Here is a 14,586-nt window from a genome sequence, read left to right as displayed (position 1 = left end):
CCCGCGACGTCCCTCTCCGAGGGGGACCGCGTCGAGGTCCTCACCGCCGTCCAAGGAGGCTGACCCATGGCCGACGACCCCTTGACATGCGCTTCCTGGTATCGGCGTCGGCGAGTGACACGCGCCTCCCGGCATCGGCGTGGGCGAGCGATACCCGCCCCCCAACACCAGCGCCGACCAGCTCCCTGCCCACCGCACGCCGCCGGACCCACCGCCGGCGCCGGACCCTCCTCGCCGCCCTCATTGCCGCCGCCGTGGTCCTCCCTCTCTCCGGAGCCACTCGCCCCCAGATCCCCGCCCCACCCCCGGCAACCCTCGCCCCCCTCACGCCCTCCACCCTCACCGCGGCCTACGCAGCCAACCGCGCCAACGCCGCCGAAGCCGCCCGTATGGCCGCGGCCCACCGCGACACCTCCCGTGCCGCCGCGGACCGTGCCATGGCCGCCCCTGCCCGCCATCTCCTCCACTTCGACGGCCGAGGCCCCGGCGAGGCCACGGAGGTGTTCGGCGACCTCGCCCACGCGACCCGTATCGCCGTCCTGGTCCCCGGCTCCGACACCTCCCTCGACACCTACGGCCGCTTCCGGGCCACCGCTGTGGCCCTCGATCAACGGCTCACCCGCGAGGCCCCCGAAGGCACCCGCACGGCGGTCGTGGCCTGGCTCGGCTACCGGACACCCGCCACGATCAGCACCACCGTCCTCACCCCGGGCCGAGCCGAACAAGCCGCCCCCCACCTGCGCGACCTCATCCGCGAACTCCGCGCCACCGCAGGCGACAAGCCCGCCGTCTCCCTGCTCTGCCACTCCTACGGCACGGTCGTCTGCGCCCGCGCGGCGGCCGGCCTGGACGCCGCCCATCTGCACGTCACCGACATAGCCCTGGTCGGCAGCCCCGGCACCGGCGCGGACTCGGCGGCCGGCCTGCACACCCGGGCCCGTATCTGGGCCGCCCGCGGCGCCGACGACTGGATCGCGGACGTACCGCACATCCGGACCGACCTCTTCGGCACGACCGTCGGCTTCGGCACCGACCCGGTGTCCCCGTCCTTCGGCGCCCACGTCTTCGCGGCGGGCCCCGGCGGCCACAGCGACTACTTCAAGCCGGGCTCGGTCTCCCTGACCAACCTCACCCGCATCGTCCTCGGCGAGACAACGGAGGTGACCCATGCGTGAGTCCAAGACGCCGGAGTCGAGTGCGGGCGGACGGACCGTGCCGAGGCAGAGGCCACCTGTGCCGACTACGTCGTCGGCTGCGTCGGCCGCGATGGCCGCGATGGCCACGTCGGCGTCGCGCGCCCCGGTGCCATCGGTGCCGTCCCTCCTCCACCGCGCCCGAACCGCCCTCCACCGCACCGCCACCCGCATCGACACCGCCACCCCACCCACCCGCGACCGGGCCGTGGACGCGCTCCGCGCCTTCGCGATCCTCGGTGTCGTCCTCGGGCACTGGCTGGTCACCGCGCTCGTCGCGGACGGCGGCACCCTCCACACCACCAGCCCGCTCCAGCACATGCCCTGGCTGGCCCCGATCTCCTGGGTCTTCCAGACCCTCGCCGTGTTCTTCCTGGTCGGCGGTCATGTGGCGACCCGGAGTTACACGGCGGCCCAGGCCAAGGGCACTCCGTATCTTCGGTGGCTGACCGCCCGTCTGTCCCGCCTCTTCAAGCCGGTCGCCGCCGTCCTCACCCTGTGGACGATCGCCACGATCGCCCTGCTCCTGTCGGGCACGGAGTTCGAGACGGTCCGCACCCTCGTCAAACTCGCCCTCTCGCCGATGTGGTTCCTGGTCGTCTTCGCGGCGCTGACGGCGGCGACCCCGCTGCTCACCCGGCTCAACCCCCTGTGGCCGCTCGCCGTCGTCCTCCATGTGGACCTTCTCCGCTTCGGCCTCGGCGCCCCGCAGAGCCTCGGCTGGGTCAACCTGGCGGCGGGCTGGCTGGTGCCCTACACCCTGGGCGCGGCCTGGACCCGCGGTGAACTGGACCGGCCGCGCGCCGGCTGGATCCTGCTCGTCGGCGGCGCGGCGACCACCGCCGCACTGGTCGCCTGGGCGGGCTACCCGGCGTCCATGGTCGGCGTCCCCGGCCAGTCCCTCTCCAACCTCAACCCGCCCACCCTGGCCGCCGTCACCTTCGGCCTGGCCCAGTGCGGCCTGGCCCTTCTCCTCCGCGACCGGCTGCGCCGTGCGATGCGACGCCCGTTCGCCTGGGCGGCGGTGGCGTTCGTGAACCTCTCCGCGATGACGATCTTCCTCTGGCACCAGACGGCGATGATGGCGACCACGGCCACCGGTCTCCTCGTGGGCCGGCTCCCCGGCCTCCACAGCCGCCCCGACAGCGTCGTCTGGGTGGCGTACCGCCTGGCCTGGCTCCCGGTCTTCGCCCTGTCCCTCGCCCTGTGCTGGGCGGCTTTTCGGTCCTACGAGCAGACCAGGCCCCGTAAGCGGCGCAGCTCCCGCGTCGTCCGGACATATCGCTCGTCCGATCGGGCGAGGGCGGCGGGGCCACGTCGTGTCTAGGGTGGTCCGCGTGACGGAGACGGGGATCCGGCGGCTGCTCGGCGGGCGGGTGCTGGGCTGGCTGCGGGTGCTGCGCGACGACCTGTGGACGGTCCGGGCCGACCCGCTTCCGCCGTCCGTATGGCTGCGCCGGCTGCCTCATGGCGTGGTGTGGCTGACCGGTCTCGGCGTCATGCTCGGCGGACTGGCCCAGCTTCAGGACAACGGACACCTGGGCTTCGGGTCCGCCTTCCTGATCGCGGTCGCGCAGAGCGGCGCCGTCGTCCTCGCGCTGTGGCGGCCGATCCCGGCGTGGTGGCTGTCCCTGGGCGCCACGCTGGTGGGCGCCCTCGCGCTGCACGGCAGGCTCGGCATGCAGCCGGGCACCGAGTTCACCTGGCCCTGGACCGCGGCCGGTATCGTCGCCCACCTGGTCGTCCTGCTCCTGCTCGCCCTGCGGGTGCCCACCCGGGTGTCCACGGAGGCGCTGGGCCTGACCGTGCTGGTCACCTATGTCCTCGAAGCGGGGTGGGGCGGAGGCGACCACCACCAGCCCACCGCTTTGCTCACCGTCGCGCTGTCCACGGTCGTCGTCGTCCTCGGCACAGCGCTGCGCGGCCGCCGCGAGGCGCGCAGCGAACTGCGCCGGCAGGCCACGCTGACCGCCGAGGAGCGGGCCCGGCGCACGCTGCTGGAGGAGCGCAACCGCATCGCGCGCGAGCTGCACGACGTGGTTGCCCACCACATGTCGGTCATCTCCATCCAGGCCCAGGTCGCCCCGCACCTTGTGGAGAACCCGCCCGCGGAGCTCAGGGAGAACCTGGACGGCATCCGGAACAACGCGCTGGAGGCGCTGACCGAGCTGCGCCGGGTGCTGGGCGTCCTGCGTTCGGAGGACCCCGGCTCGGCGGACGCGCCCGGCCTCGCCGAACCGCACACCCCGCAGCCGACCCTGGACCGGCTCGACGCGCTGGTCGAGAACACCCGGGCCGCCGGTCTGGACGTGACCCTGAAGGTCACCGGCGAGAACCGTGCGCTGCCCCAGGGCATGGAGCTGTCGGCGTACCGGATCGTGCAGGAGGCGTTGAGCAACGTCCTGCGCCACGCGCCCGGCGCGAACGCCGGCATCCAACTCCGTTACACCGCCTACGGGTTGATCGTGGACATCGTCAACTCGCGGCCGACGCGGCCCGCAGCTCCGTCGCCCGGTGCCGGGCATGGTCTGCTCGGCATGCGGGAGCGGGTCACGATGCTCGACGGTTCCCTGACGGCGCACCCGCTGCCGGACGGCGGCTACAAGGTGTTCGCGTTCCTCCCGTCGCACCCTGCCGCCGGTGGCCCCGACCCCACCGATGCCCTCGACCCCACCGACGCCCCCGACTCCGGGGACGATCCCGCCTAGACCCCGCCCAGACCCTTAAGGACGCCTCCGCATGACGAGCAGCCCCATCCGCGTACTGATCGCCGACGACCAGCAGATGGTCCGGCAGGGCTTCACCGTGCTGCTCAACACCCAGCCCGACATCGAGGTGATCGGACAGGCGGTGGACGGCCTGGACGCGGTGGCGAAGGTCGCCGAACTCGCCCCGGACGTGGTCCTGATGGACATCCGTATGCCGGAACTGGACGGTATCGAGGCCACCCACCGGATCACCACCGAGCGGGAACACATCAAGGTCCTGGTGCTCACCACGTTCGACCTCGACGAGTACGTCTACGAGGCGCTGCGCGCGGGTGCCTCCGGCTTCCTCCTCAAGGACGCGTCCGCGGACAAGCTCGCCGAGGCGGTGCGGGTGGTGGCGGCCGGCGACGCCCTTCTCGCGCCGGGCATCACCCGCCGGCTGATCGCCGAGTTCTCCCGTCTGGACGGCAAGCCCCGCGCCCCGCTCAAGCAGCGCGTCGGCGATCTGACGGAGCGCGAGACGGAGGTCCTCGCCCTGATCGCCCAGGGCCTGTCGAACGCGGAGATCGCCGAGCGCCTGGTCGTGGCCGAGCAGACGGTGAAGACGCATGTGGGCCGCATCCTGGTGAAGCTGGGCCTGAGGGACCGTACGCAGGCGGCGGTGTTCGCGTACGAGTCGGGTCTGGTACGGCCGTCGGGGCGTTGACCTGCCCTCCCCTCGGCCGTACCCGTAGTACTTGAGGCGGATGCCGAAGGACCCCTCTCACTGGTGACGACCGAGACCCCCGCCTGCGCCTACCGTTCCTGATGTGACCGAGACGACCCAGACGACGCCCACGAGCCCACCGGAGCCGCCGGAGGGTGCGCACGAGGCGTACAAGCCGAACAGCCCGGAGTTCCGGGCGGCCGTGGACGCCCTGCGCGGTATGCGGCAGGACCTGTTCCACGACGCCTTCGCCTATCGCCCGCTGCCGCGCCTGAGCCTCGACGACCCGCTCGTCCGCCGCCTGCCGGGGCGCCTGCGGGACTACGCGACCTGGATCCCGCACGCCGTGATCACCGCGTTCGCCGTCCTGGCCATGCTCATCGCCGCGAACAGCGCGGTGATCGGCGCCGGCGGCAACTTCTTCCTCGGTCTGCTGGCCCTGGTCCCGGTCCTGCTGACGACGGTCCGGCCGGTCGGTGCGTTCTGGGCGTCGATGGCCGCGACCCCGGTCGCCGCGGTGCTCGGCTCCGACTGGGACACCGAGTGGCCATGGCTGCCCGGCGCGTTCGCCTGCCACCTGTTCGTGCTCACGATCGTGGCGATACGGACCAGGCCGCGCACGGCGGCCTGGATGTGGGCGCTGACCGGGGTCTACGGCGTGGTGGTCGCCACCTTCTTCAGCTGGGGCCACTCCACCTTCGACACCAACACCGCCCAGATGCTGTCCTTCTCCGCCCTGGTCCTCCTCGCGGTCGCCGTCTGGCACATCCGCCGGCAGGCCCGCCAGGAGGTGACCGCCCAGCAGACGGTGACCGCGCACGAGCGTTCGCGGCGCACCCTCCTCGAAGAACGCACGACGATCGCCCGCGAACTGCACGATGTGGTCGCCCACCACATGTCGGTCGTCGCCATCCAGGCGGAGGCCGCCCCGTACCGGGTGGAGAACCCGCCGCCGGAGCTGGAGAAGGCGTTCGCGACGATCCGGGAGAACGCGGTGGCGGCGCTGACCGAACTGCGCCGCGTGCTGGGCGTGGTCCGCGCCGAGGACTACGAGGCCCCGGACGCCCCGCAGCCCACCCTCGCCGACCTGGAGGGACTGCTCGCCAACGTGCGCGAGACCGGCCTGCAGGTGGACAGGACGACGACCGGGGCGATACGGGAACTCCCGCAGGGCGTCGAGCTGTCGGCGTACCGCATAGTCCAGGAGGCGTTGAGCAACACCCTGCGCCACGCACCGGGGGCGAGCGCACGTGTCGAGATCGGTTATGTCCTCGGCGGCCTGGGCCTGCGCATAGTCAACGGCCCGCCCCCGAACCCGTCCCTTCTCAAGCCCTCGCCCGGCGCCGGTCACGGCATCACCGGCATGCGGGAGCGCGTCACGATGCTGAACGGCGAGATGACGGCGGGCCGGACGGACGGGGGCGGCTACGAGGTGACGGTGTTCCTGCCGGTCGCCACCGGGACCGAAGGAGAGGCATGACGATCCGCGTACTCATCGCGGACGACCAGATGATGGTGCGCGAGGGCTTCTCGGTCCTGCTGAACGCGATGCCGGACATCGAGGTCGTGGGCGAGGCGGTCAACGGCCGCGAGGCGGTCGACCGCGTCCGTGAACTCGCCCCCGACGTCGTCCTGATGGACATCCGCATGCCCGAACTGAACGGGATCGAGGCGACCCGAGAGATCGTGGCCGCCGACACGACGTCGAAGGTGCTGGTCCTGACGACCTTCGACCTCGACGAGTACGTCTACCAGGCGCTGCGGGCAGGGGCGTCCGGCTTCCTCCTGAAGGACGCGTCCGCCCGCCAACTGGCGGACGGCGTAAGGGTGGTGGCCTCGGGCGAGGCACTCCTGGCCCCCACGGTCACCAAGCGGCTGATCACCGAGTTCTCCAAGCTCTCCCAGGCCCCGCGCATCATGCGGTCCGCCCAGGCGGCCTACGGCGACCTGACCGAGCGCGAGACGGAGGTCCTGGTCCTGATCGCCCAGGGCCTGTCCAACGCGGAGATAGCGGAGCGCCTGGTGGTGGCCGAGTCCACGATCAAGACCCATGTCAGCCGCATCCTGGTGAAGCTCGGCCTGCGGGACCGCACCCAGGCGGCGGTGTTCGCGTACGAGGCGCGGCTGGTGACGCCGGGCTAGGGGTGTGCCTCCAGACCTTGGTCACATGCGTGCGAACTTTTCGATGGCCGCTGGGGTGACGGGGGTGAAGAAGTTGACGAGGTTGCCGTCGGGGTCACGGAACAGCAGCGACCGGTTGCCCCAGGGCATCGTGGTGGGCTCGGTGACGAAGTCGGTGACGAAGCCGGTCAGGTTCCGGTGAACGCGGTCCACGTCGTCGACGAGGAACTCGGTGATCACACTGTGGTTGTCCGCCGGGCGGGCAGAGCCCGGGGCGAACAGCGGGACGGTGCGGGTGCCGGCGATCGCGAGGGTGGCGCCCGCGGTCCTGAGTTCGGCGAAGTCTTCGGTGGCCCACGTCGCCCGCGCCCCTGTTGCTCGCTCGTAGAACTCGACGAGGCGCGCCACGTCGCCGGTGATGATGCGGATCGAGACGAAGTCCATGGGATTCTCCTTGGCCGGGCTGGAGGCGTGCACGTCGCACTGCCACGTCGCAGGCTAGGAGAAATAGTGGACAGAATCGGTCCTGTATTCGCAGTAGGCTGCGCACATGCCTCGCCCCACCGGCCGCGTGCTGACACTCCTGGAGCTGCTGCAGTCGGGCGGCACCCGGACGGTGGCCGAACTCGCCGACCGGCTCGGCGTCGAGGGGCGCACCGTGCGGCGGTATGTGGACCAGCTGGTCGACCTGGATGTGCCGGTGGAGTCGGTGCGCGGGCGCTACGGCGGGTACCGGCTCGCCCCCGGGTACCGCCTGCCTCCGCTCATGCTCAGCGACGACGAGGCGCTGGCCGTGCTGCTCGGCCTGGTCGCCGGCCGCCGGGCGGGGTTGACGACGATGGAGCGCACGGCGAGCGAGACGGCATCGGCGAAGATCCGGCGGGTGCTGCCCAAGCACATCGCCCGCCGGCTCGACACACTTCTGGAGGCTCTCGCCTTCACGGACCAGCCCGGCGAGTTCGATACGCCCGACGCTGAGGTCCTGCTCACCATCGCCGACGCGGTGCGCCACCGCCGACCGGTCTCGATCCGCTACACCGACCGCGAGGGTCGGCGCAGCGAACGCACACTGCACGCGTACGGGATCGTCGCCCATGCGGGCCGCTGGTACGTCACAGGCGAGGACGCCGAGGTCGGCGAGGACCGGACCTTCCGGCTCGATCGCATCGCGGACGCGAGGACCCTGCCCGGCTCGTTCGAAGCGCCGGTGGGTCCCGATCCGGCCCAGCGCGTGCTGTCAGGATTCGCCACGGCCGAGTACCGGCATGAGGTGACCTTGCGGATCCACGGGACAGTGGAGCAGATCCGAGCCCACCTCCCCGCCGGCGTCGCGAGCCTGGAGGAGCACGAGCCCGCGGCCGGCCAGGGCCCGGCGGCCGAGCGCTGGCTGCGCGTCGAATTGCGGGCGGAGCGGCTCGACTGGTTGCCCCGGATTCTCGCCGCACTCGACCGGCCGTTCGTCATCGAGCGCCCCGCCGAACTGCGCGACCTGGTCCTCGCGCTCGCCGACCGCCTCACGTCCCACGCGCGCCGAGCCTGACGCCGAGGAACCACTGTCAGGAAACGGCACAGCCAGGACTCGTCCGGCACGGAAACCGGAAGGAGTCACCGAGCGCCGCCAACGCGAGCAGCGGCGCGCCTGCAGCCACGACGAGGGCGACCAGGAGGGCGCCTTGGACGCCGTGCGTCTGCGCGAGGCCGCCGGAGACGGCTTGTCCGGCGGCTGTCCCGAGGGGGCCGCCGGCGCAGAGGACGGTCATGGCGACGGTGGCCCGTTCGACGGGGGCGAGTCGTTCGGTCAGGGCGTACAGGCTGATCATGTAGGGCGCGACGGTGACGCTCGCGACGGGGAGGGATGCCAGTCGGGTGCCGACGAAGAGAACCAGCATGCCGACGAAGAGCGTCGCGGCGAAGGTGAGGTAACGGGCGCGGAGGGAGAACCGCTCGGGCAGCCAGGCACAGGCGGCGCCGGCCAGGGCGCTCCCGATGCCGAACTCGGCGTAGACGAGCCCCGAGGCGGCCGGCCTGCCGATCGTGTCGGCGTAGACGGTGACGGCGGTCTGGACCGCGCCGAAGACCGCCCCCATCGCGGCCATCGCCAGGAACATGACGGCCAGGGGGCGGCGAGGCAGGCGCGGCTTCTCCGGCCCGCCCGGCGAAGGGCGGCGCGCGCCGGCATGGGCGTGGAGCTGGGCGAAGGGGAGGGTGGCCAGTGCGAGCAGAGCCATCGTGGCGAGGGCCGGGGCAAGAGGGGAGAGAGACGCGAGCAATCCGACGAAGGCCGGCCCGGCGACGAAGCTCAGCTCGTCGGCTGACGCCTCGTAGGAGAGGGCCGCGGGCAACAGGTGGTGCTGGTATCCCGGCGGGGAGGCGAGGGCTGGGCCGGAGTGGGCTTCGCAGGGCCGGCCGTGTGCTCAGAGCTCGGTGCCGCCACCGGCGAAACGTACCGGAGAGACGAGTGCGATGCGGATCAGGCCGGGCTCGGGAGGCGGGGCGTCGTAGACGTAGGTGGCGGTGAGCGCGGGGTGGGTGTCCGTGGCTTCGAGACGGGTCGTGTAGATCTTCATGCCTCGGGCGGCGCTTTGCGCTCGTCGGCCGAGTGTCGGGTTCTTCTCCAGCTCTGCTCGTAGCGCCTCGACAGCCTCAAGTGCTCCGCCGCCGATGGCGAGGCAGCGCGCATGGGCCTCGCGGGTGATCTCTGCGACGGTCGGCTGCTGGTTCTCGTTCAACGGTCGTTTCCCCGAGCCTTTCGGATCTCGGCGGCGGCCGCGGCGACGGCGGAGTCGAAGGCAGGGTCCTGGCGTGCGGCGACCCGGCCGCGGAACTCCTCGACGAGGCGGACGACACCGGAGAGATCCGCAGGGTCGGCATGGTTGATCTCACGGGCCAGCTCGGCTTCGAAGTCGTCCGCGTCGCCGGGGAAGCCGTAGCCCATGGTGAGGGCCGCGCGGAGCTCGCCGATGGTGCGCATCGGCGGGAAGTGGGGCTGGCCGGACTCTGCCGGGCGGGTGGTCATGGCGTCGGCTCCCTTTCGCGGTGTCGCTTTCACCGTACCCGGACGATTCCGTGCGGTGATGTTCACGCCGCCACCAGTTCGCACCACACGTACTTGCCCCGGTTGCCGTTCCTCGACTGTGGTTGCCAGCCCCATACGTCGCCGCAGGCGCGGACCAGGGAGAGGCCGCGGCCGTTCTCGGAGTCGGTGAGGTGCTCCAACGGGCGGGGCGGGTCGGGCGGTTCGGGGTTCGCGTCCCATGCGGCGAGGCGGAGTACGCCGGGGGAGTGGCGGACGCGCAGGGCGGCGGGGCCCTTGGTGTGCAGTACGGCGTTGGAGATCAGCTCGGTTGCGAGGAGTTCGGCCGTGTCTACCAGCGTGATCAGGCCGTGCAGGGTCAGGATCAGGCGGAGCGTGCGGCGACAGACGGTGACGGCTCGGGGGTCGTTGGGGATGGAGAGGGTGTACTCCCAGGTTTCGGGCATGCGTGAACTCCGTACGAGTGAGGGGGAGTTGTGCGGTGGCGGTGCCGCGGCCGTCGTGGCGGGACGGTGCGGTGCACTTCCGCACTGTGTGCGTTGCGTCACCGACGGTAGGGCAATAATTATCGCCAGCGCAACTGGTTGTCGTAGTCTTGCCCTCGAACGAGGCATATCAACAGGGGTGTTGAGGAGGGCTGATGCCGCCGAGGAGTCATGCGACCGCACGGCAAATGCGCCTGGGGGCTGAGCTGCGACGCCTGCGCGAGGCGGCCGGGCTGAAGGCGCGTGAGGTGGCAGGGCTGCTGAACTCGACCTCGGCGCAGATAAGCCAGATGGAGCTGGGTTTCGCAGGCGTCAGTGAGGAGCGGGTGCGGCGCCTCGCGGCTCATTACGCCTGTACGGACGAGGCGTTGATCGACGCTCTCGTGGCGATGGCGACCGATCGTACGCGTGGTTGGTGGGAGAAGTATCGGGGCGTGCTGCCTCCGGTGTTCCTGGACACCGCCGAGGCCGAGCATCATGCGACATTTCTCCGGGAAGTCGTGATCATGCTCGTGCCCGGGCTGCTGCAGACGGCGGACTACGCCCGCGCGGTGTACACATACATGAGACCCGAGCTTTCCGAGAACGAGGTCGCGCTGCGCGTGGAGCACCGGTTGAACCGGCGAGCCGTCATCGAAGGCGACGATCCCACCCCGTACGAGACGGTCATCCACGAGTTCGCCCTGCGGGTCCATGTGTCGGATCGCCGCATGTCACTGGCTCAACTCAGGTTCATCCTGGAGGAGATCGAGAAAGGGCATGCCACCGTGCGGGTCATCCCCGTCGACTACGTGGGTTTCGCCGGTGCCGGTGCCTCGATGATGTACCTGGGCGGCCCCCTGCCTCGGCTGGATACCGGGCTGCGAGACGCGCCGACCGGCGTCGGTTTCTCCGATACGGAAGCCCAGTTGGAGAAGCTGCGCACGCTGTTCCATAAGGTGAGGAGCGCGTCGCTGGAGCCGGTGGCGTCGCGGGACTTCATTCACCGGTTGGCGAAGGAACTCTGATGAACTGGCGGAAGTCGACGTACTCCAGCGGCGGCGACGGTGACACCTGCGTCGAGATAGCCACCCTCCCCACCCGCATAGCCGTCCGCGACTCCAAGGCCCCGGACCGTGCCACCCTCTCCTTCCCCAACACCTCCTTCGTGGCCCTCGTCGAGCACCTGAAAGTAGCGTTCACTTCTCGTCCATTGCAATGAGGGGTCGTCTATCGTTGCGTTAACTTCAGTAGTGTTGCAATGAAATATCTGCTCTGAGCTGTGTAAACGCATCTCCAGTGCAACAAATATGTTGTCACTATTTGGAAAGCTACGTAGCGTTTCCCGTGTCAGAAACAAAGACGCACACGGGAGACCACAATGCAGAAGTTCGACACCCCCGCCCCGATCTCCGCCGTCCTGGACATTCCCGCCGGCCGCATCCGGTTCCTCGCCGCGGACCGCGTCGACACCGCCGTCCAGGTGCTTCCCGGCGATCCGGCCAAGAGTCGTGACAGCAAGGCCGCCGAGCAGACCGCCGTCTCCTACGCCGACGGCGTTCTGCGGATCGCGGCCCCCGACAGCAAGCTCTTCGGTCCTTCCGGATCCCTGGAGGTGACCGTCGAGCTGCCCGCCGGGTCCCGTGTCGAGGTCAAGGCCGCCAGTACTGAGCTTCGGGCCGTCGGGCGCCTCGGTGACGTCGTCTTCGAGGGGGCGTACCGCGAGACAAGGATCGACGAGGCCGCGAGCCTCCGCCTCAGCGCGACCGACGGTGACGTCGAGGTCGGGCGGCTGGGGGGCGACGCGGAGATCAGCACCGCGCGGGGCGACATCCGGATCGCCGAGGCCGTACGCGGGACCGTCGTGCTCCAGACCCGGTCCGGCGACATCTCGGTCGGCGCCGCTCCCGGAGTCCCCGCCTCCCTGGACGCCGCCACCCCCAACGGCCGCGTCAGCAACGCCCTCAAGAACGACGGCAGCGCCGAACTCGACATCCGCGCCACCACCTCCAACGGCGACATCACCGCCCGCAGCCTCTGACGCAGGACCCACCCGACAGCCGGCCCACCCGACCCGGAGGAACTCATGATGAAGAACAGCACTTCCATGGTCCCGGTCGACGACACCGCCCTCGCCGTCACCGACACCGGCGGCCCCGGTATCCCCGTCGTCTACCTCAACGGCCAGTTCGCCACCCAGGGCTACTGGCGGCGGGTCCTCGCCGAACTCGGCCCGGACTGGCGGCACATCACCTACGACGAGCGGGCCCGCGGCAAGAAGTCGGGGCGGTCGGCCGACTACTCCTTCGAGGCGACCGTCCGGGACGTGGACGCCGTCCTCGCGGCCCGGGGTGTGGACCGGGCGCTGGTGGTCGGCTGGTCCTACGGCGCGTTCGTCGGCGCCCACTGGGCCGAACGGAATCCGGAGCGTGCCCTCGGCGCGGTCCTGGTCGACGGCGCGCAGCCGTACGACTGGCTGGACGAGGCCATGGAGCAGCGGATCCGCAAGCTGTTCCGGCGGGTGAGCTGGTTCGCACCGCTGCTGCGTCCGACCGGTCTGATCCCGCGGATGTCCGCCGAGGAGATGGCGGAGTGCAACATCGAGCTCGGCCGGATCTCCCGCGAGCGCGAACTGGCCCCCGTGCTGGACGCCATCACCGTCCCGGTGCGGTACGTGCTCGCCTCGGGGGCGTCCCTCGGCAGCAAGGGAGACGAGCAGGAACGCATCCGCGCAAGCCTCGACCAGGTCTTCGGGCGCAACCCGAACCTCCGGCTCGGCGCCAAGGTCGCCAGCAACCACGACGCGATCCTCAAGAAGGACTTCGCGGCCGTCGCCGAGGCCGTGCGCGAGGTGGCCGCTCTCGACCACCGCGGCACCCCGGAGTGAGACACCCCTGGTCAGAAGCGGGGACGCCGGGCTAGCGTCCCCGCATGGCAGCCTTCGATCCGTGGGACCCGGCGTTTCTCGCCGACCCCTACCCCGCTTACGCCGAGCTGCGCGCCAAGGGGCGCGTGCACTACTACGAGCCCACGAACCAGTGGCTCGTCCCGCACCACGCCGATGTCTCGGCGCTGCTGCGCGAGCGGCGGCTGGGGCGGACGTATGTGCACCGGTTCACGCACGAGGACTTCGGACGGACCGCGCCGCCCGCGGCGCACGAGCCGTTCCACACCCTCAACGACCACGGGATGCTCGACCTGGAGCCGCCGGACCACACCCGCATCCGACGGCTGGTGTCGAAGGCGTTCACCCCACGGACGGTGGAGCAGCTGAAGCCGTACGTGGCCCGGCTCGCCGGGGAACTGGTGGACCGTCTCGTCGAGAACGGCGGCGGCGATCTGCTCACCGACGTCGCCGAGCCGTTGCCCGTCGCCGTCATCGCCGAGATGCTGGGCATTCCGGAGGCGGACCGGGCTCCGCTGCGGCCCTGGTCGGCCGACATCTGCGGGATGTACGAGCTCAATCCGCCGGAGGAGGTGGCGGACCGGGCCGTGCGGGCTTCGGTCGAGTTCTCCGGGTATCTGCGGGAGCTGATCGCCGAGCGGCGCCAGCACCCCGGCGACGATCTGATCTCGGGGCTCATCGCCGCCCACGACGAAGGTGACCGGCTGACCGAGCAGGAGATGATCTCGACGGCCGTCCTCCTCCTCAACGCTGGGCACGAGGCGACCGTCAACGCCACGGTGAACGGCTGGTACGCCCTCTTCCGCAACCCCGGCCCGCTGTCCGCCCTGCGCGCCGACCACTCCCTGATCCCGAGTGCGATCGAGGAGCTCATGCGCTACGACACCCCGCTCCAGCTCTTCGAGCGGTGGGTGCTGGACGAGATCGAGATCGACGGCACGACGATTCCGCGGGGCGCGGAGGTCGCGATGCTCTTCGGCTCCGCCAACCATGACCCGGAGGTCTTCCGGAACCCCGAGCGGCTCGACCTCACCCGCACGGAGAACCCGCACATCTCGTTCTCCGCCGGCATCCACTACTGCATCGGCGCCCCGCTGGCCCGTATCGAACTGGCGGCCTCCATGACCGCCCTCCTGGAGAAGGCCCCGACCCTCGACCTCGCCGAGGAACCGAAGCGGAAGCCGAACTTCGTGATCCGGGGTCTTGAGGGGCTCAGCGTCGTGGTCTGAGGCGCCGGAGCAGGGCCCATACGCCCAGGGCGGCGGCGGTTCCGCCGAGAACCGCCGGCGGCAGTTCGGCGTAGAGCACGCTCCAGTCGGGGGCGGCCTCGAACCGCCACAGCCGTTCCCGGACGTCGACGGCCCACAGCGCCGGGCCCGCGCCCGCGCCGACGGCGGCGATCAGACATCCTGCGGCGGCCTCCGTACGTTGTCCCATGCCCGGGACGGACGTACG

General features: G+C 70.9%; 19 protein-coding genes. 13 read left to right on the top strand and 6 right to left on the bottom strand.

Annotated elements, in window-relative coordinates; all coding sequences use genetic code 11:
* The 7 genes from ACWC09_RS14055 to ACWC09_RS14025 form a co-directional block, all read left to right on the top strand.
* Positions 1-63: MoaD/ThiS family protein (locus ACWC09_RS14055; RefSeq protein ID WP_450850780.1), on the top strand; the 63-nt coding region annotated here is incomplete at its 5' end.
* Positions 64-254: 191 nt separating this feature from the next.
* The gene (locus tag ACWC09_RS14050; protein WP_450850773.1) at positions 255-1,175 is read left to right on the top strand and encodes an alpha/beta hydrolase; all 921 of its coding nucleotides are present in this window, start codon (positions 255-257) and stop codon (positions 1,173-1,175) included.
* 100 nt (positions 1,176-1,275) lie between these two features.
* A complete protein-coding gene (locus ACWC09_RS14045; RefSeq protein ID WP_450850779.1) occupies positions 1,276-2,520 on the top strand; it encodes an acyltransferase family protein in 1,245 nt (414 codons plus the stop codon).
* Positions 2,513-3,901 (top strand): sensor histidine kinase, encoded by a 1,389-nt coding sequence (locus ACWC09_RS14040; RefSeq protein WP_450850772.1) that lies wholly within the window; start codon positions 2,513-2,515, stop codon positions 3,899-3,901. Before ACWC09_RS14045 ends, ACWC09_RS14040 begins: the two co-directional genes overlap by 8 nt.
* A 31-nt stretch (positions 3,902-3,932) precedes the next feature.
* Positions 3,933-4,607 carry a response regulator gene (locus ACWC09_RS14035; protein ID WP_450850771.1) on the top strand — a complete coding sequence of 225 codons (675 nt, stop codon included), beginning with the start codon at positions 3,933-3,935 and terminating at the stop codon, positions 4,605-4,607.
* Between the two features lie 103 nt (positions 4,608-4,710).
* Positions 4,711-6,087: a sensor histidine kinase gene (locus ACWC09_RS14030; protein WP_450850770.1), complete on the top strand. Its 1,377-nt coding sequence runs from the start codon at positions 4,711-4,713 to the stop codon at positions 6,085-6,087.
* Positions 6,084-6,749 carry a response regulator gene (locus tag ACWC09_RS14025; RefSeq protein ID WP_450850769.1) on the top strand — a complete coding sequence of 222 codons (666 nt, stop codon included), beginning with the start codon at positions 6,084-6,086 and terminating at the stop codon, positions 6,747-6,749. The genes ACWC09_RS14030 and ACWC09_RS14025 overlap by 4 nt, the downstream gene beginning before the upstream one ends.
* A 21-nt stretch (positions 6,750-6,770) precedes the next feature.
* Here ACWC09_RS14025 and ACWC09_RS14020 read toward each other — a convergent pair whose 3' ends face one another.
* Positions 6,771-7,172 carry a VOC family protein gene (locus tag ACWC09_RS14020; protein ID WP_450850768.1) on the bottom strand — a complete coding sequence of 134 codons (402 nt, stop codon included), beginning with the start codon at positions 7,170-7,172 and terminating at the stop codon, positions 6,771-6,773.
* A gap of 106 nt (positions 7,173-7,278) precedes the next feature.
* On the opposite strand from ACWC09_RS14020, the gene ACWC09_RS14015 reads away from it, so the two are divergent.
* Positions 7,279-8,268 carry a helix-turn-helix transcriptional regulator gene (locus tag ACWC09_RS14015; RefSeq protein ID WP_450850767.1) on the top strand — a complete coding sequence of 330 codons (990 nt, stop codon included), beginning with the start codon at positions 7,279-7,281 and terminating at the stop codon, positions 8,266-8,268.
* Between the two features lie 16 nt (positions 8,269-8,284).
* Here the strand turns inward: ACWC09_RS14015 and ACWC09_RS14010 are convergent, their stop codons facing one another.
* The 4 genes from ACWC09_RS14010 to ACWC09_RS13995 all read right to left on the bottom strand — a co-directional run bounded on the left by ACWC09_RS14010 (position 8,285) and on the right by ACWC09_RS13995 (position 10,208).
* Positions 8,285-9,070 carry a hypothetical protein gene (locus ACWC09_RS14010; RefSeq protein WP_450850766.1) on the bottom strand — a complete coding sequence of 262 codons (786 nt, stop codon included), beginning with the start codon at positions 9,068-9,070 and terminating at the stop codon, positions 8,285-8,287.
* A 72-nt stretch (positions 9,071-9,142) separates the two neighbouring features.
* Positions 9,143-9,457: a hypothetical protein gene (locus tag ACWC09_RS14005; protein WP_450850765.1), complete on the bottom strand. Its 315-nt coding sequence runs from the start codon at positions 9,455-9,457 to the stop codon at positions 9,143-9,145.
* Entirely contained in the window at positions 9,454-9,744 is a 291-nt protein-coding gene (locus tag ACWC09_RS14000) for a hypothetical protein (RefSeq protein ID WP_450850764.1), read from the bottom strand. Before ACWC09_RS14000 ends, ACWC09_RS14005 begins: the two co-directional genes overlap by 4 nt.
* 62 nt (positions 9,745-9,806) lie before the next feature.
* A complete protein-coding gene (locus tag ACWC09_RS13995) occupies positions 9,807-10,208 on the bottom strand; it encodes an ATP-binding protein (protein WP_450850763.1) in 402 nt (133 codons plus the stop codon).
* 194 nt (positions 10,209-10,402) lie between these two features.
* On the opposite strand from ACWC09_RS13995, the gene ACWC09_RS13990 reads away from it, so the two are divergent.
* The 5 genes from ACWC09_RS13990 (at position 10,403) to ACWC09_RS13970 (ending at position 14,360) form a co-directional block, all read left to right on the top strand.
* Complete coding sequence (locus ACWC09_RS13990) at positions 10,403-11,254, top strand: helix-turn-helix domain-containing protein (protein ID WP_450850762.1); 852 nt, start codon at positions 10,403-10,405, stop codon at positions 11,252-11,254.
* Positions 11,254-11,448, top strand: coding sequence for a DUF397 domain-containing protein (locus tag ACWC09_RS13985; RefSeq protein WP_450850761.1), 195 nt, complete (start codon positions 11,254-11,256; stop codon positions 11,446-11,448). Before ACWC09_RS13990 ends, ACWC09_RS13985 begins: the two co-directional genes overlap by 1 nt.
* A 159-nt stretch (positions 11,449-11,607) precedes the next feature.
* Positions 11,608-12,267 (top strand): DUF4097 family beta strand repeat-containing protein, encoded by a 660-nt coding sequence (locus ACWC09_RS13980; protein WP_450850760.1) that lies wholly within the window; start codon positions 11,608-11,610, stop codon positions 12,265-12,267.
* A 48-nt stretch (positions 12,268-12,315) separates the two neighbouring features.
* Entirely contained in the window at positions 12,316-13,113 is a 798-nt protein-coding gene (locus ACWC09_RS13975; RefSeq protein WP_450850759.1) for an alpha/beta fold hydrolase, read from the top strand.
* 44 nt (positions 13,114-13,157) lie between these two features.
* Positions 13,158-14,360: a cytochrome P450 gene (locus ACWC09_RS13970; RefSeq protein WP_450850758.1), complete on the top strand. Its 1,203-nt coding sequence runs from the start codon at positions 13,158-13,160 to the stop codon at positions 14,358-14,360.
* On the opposite strand, the gene ACWC09_RS13965 is transcribed toward ACWC09_RS13970, so the two are convergent.
* Complete coding sequence (locus ACWC09_RS13965) at positions 14,344-14,568, bottom strand: hypothetical protein (RefSeq protein ID WP_450850757.1); 225 nt, start codon at positions 14,566-14,568, stop codon at positions 14,344-14,346. The two genes, ACWC09_RS13970 and ACWC09_RS13965, sit on opposite strands and share 17 nt — an antisense overlap.
* Between the last annotated feature and the right edge of the window lie 18 nt (positions 14,569-14,586).

The sequence above is a fragment of the Streptomyces sp. NPDC001617 genome (assembly GCF_053596855.1).
The sequence above is the reverse complement of the archived record's forward strand: the minus strand, read 5'-3'. Positions and strand labels throughout refer to the sequence as shown.